We start from the raw sequence: 5,031 nt of genomic DNA, 5'->3' as shown, positions 1-5,031 counted from the left end.
TTCTGCTGGTTCTGCTGGTTCTGCTGGTTCTGCTGTTGCTTCTGTTTCTGCTGTTCGAGCAGCTTTTTCAGCAGATCACGATTGGCCCTGGCATCTGCCAGTTCAGGATTCTGCTTCAGTGCCTCGTCATAAGCCTTGATTGCCTGCTCCAGTTTGCCTTCCCTGGCCAGGGCATTGCCCAGGTTATAGCGGGACTCGGCATCTTTTTCACCGGCCCAGAGTTTCTCTGCCTGCTCATAGTCGCCGGCGCGGTACAGCGCACTCGCTTTCCAGTCAGGATTCCTGAAGGCCTGGGCTGCCTGTTGCGGCTGTTCCTGCTGCATCAGCTGCTGTCCCTGCTGATCCGGCCGGTACCACAGGTCCGACCACCAGTCCGCCTCAACCTTGCCGGGAAGGGGCATGACCATGACGAAGGCCAGCAACAGGATGCCGCGGCGAAAAGCCAGCGCCGCCAGGGGCAGGACAGCCAGCAGCAACCAGGGACCGTAATCCCGCCAGCGGGCGATCTCCTGGTCAGCGGCATCACCGGCGTCCGTCAGGCCCTGTTTTACGTCTTCCACGCCCAGGCTGCGTATATCACCATCATCCAGCGTCATGGCGGTGAACCGCCCCTTGCCTGCACGAGCCACTTCTTCCAGTGATTCTGTATTCAGCCGGGCCACCACGATCTTGCCTTTGCCATCTTTGATGACACCTCTTCCTGTGGGAATGGGCGCTCCTTCCCGGGTGCCGACACCCAGCACGGAAACCTGATAGCCGGCATCGGCGGCTTTCCTGGCGGCCTCGACACTGGCAGCAGGATTCACCCCGTCGGTGATCAGCAGGATCTGGCCGGAATGCTGCTGTGCCTGCTGCAACAGTTCCACCGCCTGCCTGATCGCTGCCGCCGTGTTACTGCCCTGCACCGGCATGATGTCCGTAGTCAGCGCAGGCAACTGCGAAATAATGGTTTTTGCGTCATCGGTAAGAGGTGATACGGTAAACGGGGCACCGGCAAAAACAATGAGCGCCGTCTGCCCTTCCTTGCGCCTGTTCAATATGTCCTCCACCTTGAACCTGGCTGCCTGCAGGCGGGATGGCCTGACGTCCCGCGCATCCATGGAACGCGACAGATCCAGCGCAATGACCAGCGGCGACTGGTTGCTGAAGACGGGCTGAGGCAAGCGTTCCCAGGTCGGTCCGGCGACTGCGAGAATGGCCAGCAGGAAACCGGCAAACACCAGCAGCAACGGCCAGCGCGACAGGCGCGACTCTTCGTCCAGCAGGAGATGGGGAAGCAGTTCAGGCGATACCACACCGCTCCAGGCAGAGTCCCTGCCCTGGCGCCACCACAGACGTGCCAGGCCCAGCGCTACAGGCAGCAGCGCCAACAGCCACCAGGGACGGATAAAATGAAAATCCTGCCAGTTCATCCTTTCCTCCGGAACAACAGGCCAAGGGCGAGCACCAGGGAGGCGCCCGCCGGCCAGTAAAACAGTTCATCCACGGGACGGAAAAAGCGCTCATCGTTTTCCACCGGCTCCATGGCGTCGATGGCATCGTAGATCGCCACCAGCTGGGCCGTGTCCCTGGCGCGGAAATAGCGGCCACCGGTCAGTTGTGCGATGCGGGTGAGGGTTTTCTCATCCAGCGCGCTGCGGCCCCGAACCATGCCAAAGAAATCCGCTTCGGGGTCGGCCCCGATACCGATGGTGTATATTTTCAGCTTCTCCTCCGCTGCCAGTTCGGCGGCTTTCAGTGGGTCCATGGCGCCGGCCGTGTTCTCGCCGTCGCTCATGAGAATGAGCACCTTTTCCCCTTTCTTGCCACGGAGCCGCTTGATGGCCAGGCCGATGGCATCACCGATGGCCGTCTTCTGCCCGGCCATGTTGATGAAGGCCTCGTCGAGCAGGGTCTTGACGGTTTTCAGGTCGTAGGTCAGGGGTGCCTGCAGGTAGGCCTGCTCACCGAAAAGGATGAGACCCACACGATCACCCTTGCGCTTCTCGATAAAATTCCCGGCCACGATCTTGGTGGCGGTCAGGCGGTCCACGCGCTGACGACCGATGACGAAATCCTCTTCCGCCATGCTGCCGGAAAGATCCACTGCCAGCATGAGGTCACGTCCCTGCATGGGCAGGGGCACTGCTTCGCCCTGCCACTGGGGACGGGCCGCAGCGGTGACCAGCAGCAGCCAGGCCAGGATACCCAGGCTCAGCGCCAGCAGCGAACGGCCACCGGCGCGTGCATTCTTTCCCTGCAGGGCTTCAAAATCCTCCAGGAAGGGGACACGCAAAGCTGCCTGCTGTTGCCTGACTGGCGGCAGGAAACGCCTGACCAGCCAGGGAAGTGGCAGTGCGAGAAAAACCCAGGGCCAGGCAAACTCAAGCATGACGCGTCTCCCGCGTGACTTTCTTCAGCCAGCCTTCGACCAGGGACAGCAGCGCCTGCGCATCCTGCAGATCGCCTCCCGGCCGGTAGGCGCCCTCTTCCAGGAAACGGCCTGCACCCTCGGTAAATGCATTGCCATCGATCCGGGCATCCAGCCAGGCAAGCCAGTCCTTTCCCGTGAGGCTGGCCACTTCCGCTTCCGGCCAGAGCGTGATGGCCACACGGCGCAGCAGGCGCGAAAGTTCTGCAGCAAGACGCTGTGCATCCGGCTCCTCGGCATAGTGTTTCCGTATATCAGCCAGTTCCTGCAGTGACAACTGATACAGGTCCACGCGTTTGATCCGGCGCCGCACGAACCAGGCCAGTGCCAGCAGGGCGGCCAACACCAGCACCGCCAGCAACCACCAGCCTGGTGCGGGAGGCCACCAGTTCACGGGAGGCGGCAGATGAATATCCTTGAGCTGGGACAGGGCATCGTTCATCGCACTGTCTCCTTCCCGAAAATGCTGCGCAGCACGGTCGCCGGATCATCGTCGGTGGCACATTGCAGCCAGGTCATGTGCAATCGGCGACACAGTTTCTGCAGACGTCCGACACGGTGATGGTACTGCTGCCGGTAGTTGCTGCGCAGGGCTGCCTTGCCTGTATCCAGTTCCAGGGTGCGCTCACCATCACCCAGACGATAGTGCCCACGTTGGGGCAGGCTGGCTTCCAGCCATTCGTACAGGTGCAGCAGCAGCACATCGTTGTGCCTGGCGATACGCGCCAGCTGGCGCTCGGATGCCTCGTCGAAACCGCGAAAATCACTGACGAAGATCACCAGGCTGCCCGGATGTGCGGTACGGCGCATACGCCGGAATATCTTCTCCATGGAAGGGTCTCCCGCTTCCGCCACCGGCCGCGAGACGGCATCAGACAGGGAGCGGATGAAACGCAACACGGACTGTTTTCCCCTGCGGGGACGAAACTCCGTGAAACCCTTTTCCGAGTAGATCTCTCCACCGATGCGGTCACCCGCCTGGTGGGTGGTCCAGGCCAGCAGCGCAGCGAGGCGCGCGGCCTGCACCCATTTGAACCGCCCCCGCGTGGCAAAAAACATGGGCTGACGGGCATCCACGCTGATCAGCACCGGGCGTTCGCGTTCCTCACGGAAAACCTTGCTGTGGGTCTTGCCGGTGCGGGCGGTGACCCGCCAGTCGATGTTGCGCACATCGTCTCCCGGCTGGTAGGGACGGGACTCGTCGAACTCCATGCCCCGGCCACGCATGCGAGAGATGTATTGTCCACCCTGACGCGCACGGATGACCTTCGTACGCAACTGCAGCTGGTGCGCGCTGTTGCTCAGGGCTATGAGTTCGGCCAGACCGACCGAAACGGGGGAAACGACGGTTTCTGCTGCGGTGTGCATCTCAGGGCACGGGCACCAGTGAAACCAGCTCGGCGATGAAACGGTCTGGCGTAACGCCTTCCGCTTCCGCCTCGTAGTTGAGAATCAGGCGGTGACGCAATACGTCGAAGGCCATGCTCTGCACGTCTTCGGGCGACACATAGTCCCGTCCTGCCAGCCAGGCATGGGCGCGGGCGCTGCGATCCAGCCCGATGGAAGCCCTGGGGCTGGCGCCGTATTCTATCCAGCCGGCGAGCTGCTCACTGTAAGCTGCGGGGTTGCGAGTCGCCAGCACCAGTTGCAGCAGGTATTCCTCAACTGCTTCGGACATGTGGATATCCAGCACCTGACGGCGGGCTTCGAAAAGATCTTCCTGGCTGAGCAGCTCGGGTATGGCCTGCGCCTTGTGATCCAGCTCGCCACGCGCTTCAGCCCGCGCCAGGTCCAGGATCTGCTTTTCGTAACGCAGCTCAGGATAGTCGATGAAAACATGCAGTAGAAAACGATCCAGCTGGGCCTCCGGCAACGGATAGGTGCCTTCCTGCTCGATGGGATTCTGTGTCGCCATGACCAGAAAAAGCGGCGGCAGGGGATAAGAGGTATTGCCGACGGTAATCTGGCGCTCCGCCATTGCTTCCAGCAAAGCAGACTGTACCTTGGCTGGAGCCCGGTTGATTTCGTCTGCCAGCACCAGGTTGTTGAACAATGGCCCCTGCTGGAATACGAAGCTGCCGTCCTGGGGACGGTAGATATCGGTACCGGTCAGGTCCGCGGGAAGCAGATCGGGGGTAAACTGGATGCGGTGGAAACTGCCTTCGATACCGTCACTCAGAATCTTGATGGCCTTGGTCTTCGCCAGGCCTGGGGCACCTTCCACCAGCAGGTGACCATCCGCCAGCAGCACCACCAGCAGGCGGTTCACCAGTTTCTCCTGACCCAGAATATGCGATTGCATGTGTTCCTGCAGGGTCATGAAGGCCTGTTGTTCTTTACTGGTCGTTGCTGACATGTTTTTTCTCCGGACTGTATTTTTTGCCAATTTAGAGATTGTTAATTCGATTTAGTTCAGCTACATGGGGACGAAGACCGGTAAAAACAATCCGCTTCCGATAAGCCTGTTCCCGGCAGGGTTGAATTAACGCTGCCCGGCCTCAATTTTATGCACTACTCGTCGATAAAATCCTATAATAGCGCTGCAGCCTGTTTCACCGGGCAGGCCACAGCCAGCACAGGAAGGCATTGGCAATACCGGACATTGCTTTATCTAACTAGTT

General features: G+C 60.6%; 5 protein-coding genes. All 5 read right to left on the bottom strand.

What is annotated here, in order from left to right:
- The coding region (locus ACOCD2_RS08650; RefSeq protein WP_419602796.1) for a VWA domain-containing protein at window positions 1-1,412 on the bottom strand (1,412 nt) is incomplete at its 3' end.
- Entirely contained in the window at window positions 1,409-2,371 is a 963-nt protein-coding gene (locus tag ACOCD2_RS08645) for a vWA domain-containing protein (RefSeq protein WP_293646799.1), read from the bottom strand. The genes ACOCD2_RS08645 and ACOCD2_RS08650, both read right to left, overlap by 4 nt.
- Window positions 2,364-2,852 (bottom strand): DUF4381 domain-containing protein, encoded by a 489-nt coding sequence (locus ACOCD2_RS08640; RefSeq protein ID WP_293646798.1) that lies wholly within the window; start codon window positions 2,850-2,852, stop codon window positions 2,364-2,366. The genes ACOCD2_RS08645 and ACOCD2_RS08640 overlap by 8 nt, the downstream gene beginning before the upstream one ends.
- The gene (locus ACOCD2_RS08635) at window positions 2,849-3,778 is read right to left on the bottom strand and encodes a DUF58 domain-containing protein (RefSeq protein WP_293646797.1); all 930 of its coding nucleotides are present in this window, start codon (window positions 3,776-3,778) and stop codon (window positions 2,849-2,851) included. The genes ACOCD2_RS08640 and ACOCD2_RS08635 overlap by 4 nt, the downstream gene beginning before the upstream one ends.
- Before the next feature lies 1 nt (window position 3,779).
- On the bottom strand, window positions 3,780-4,766 hold the full coding sequence (locus ACOCD2_RS08630) for an AAA family ATPase (protein WP_293646796.1): 987 nt from the start codon (window positions 4,764-4,766) through the stop codon (window positions 3,780-3,782).
- Between the last annotated feature and the right edge of the window lie 265 nt (window positions 4,767-5,031).

Source organism: Thiolapillus sp., from assembly GCF_048562965.1.
Taxonomy (GTDB): domain Bacteria; phylum Pseudomonadota; class Gammaproteobacteria; order Chromatiales; family Chromatiaceae; genus Thiolapillus; species Thiolapillus brandeum_A.
Note: the sequence above shows the minus strand (reverse complement) of the source record. Positions and strands in the feature narration are given on the sequence as shown.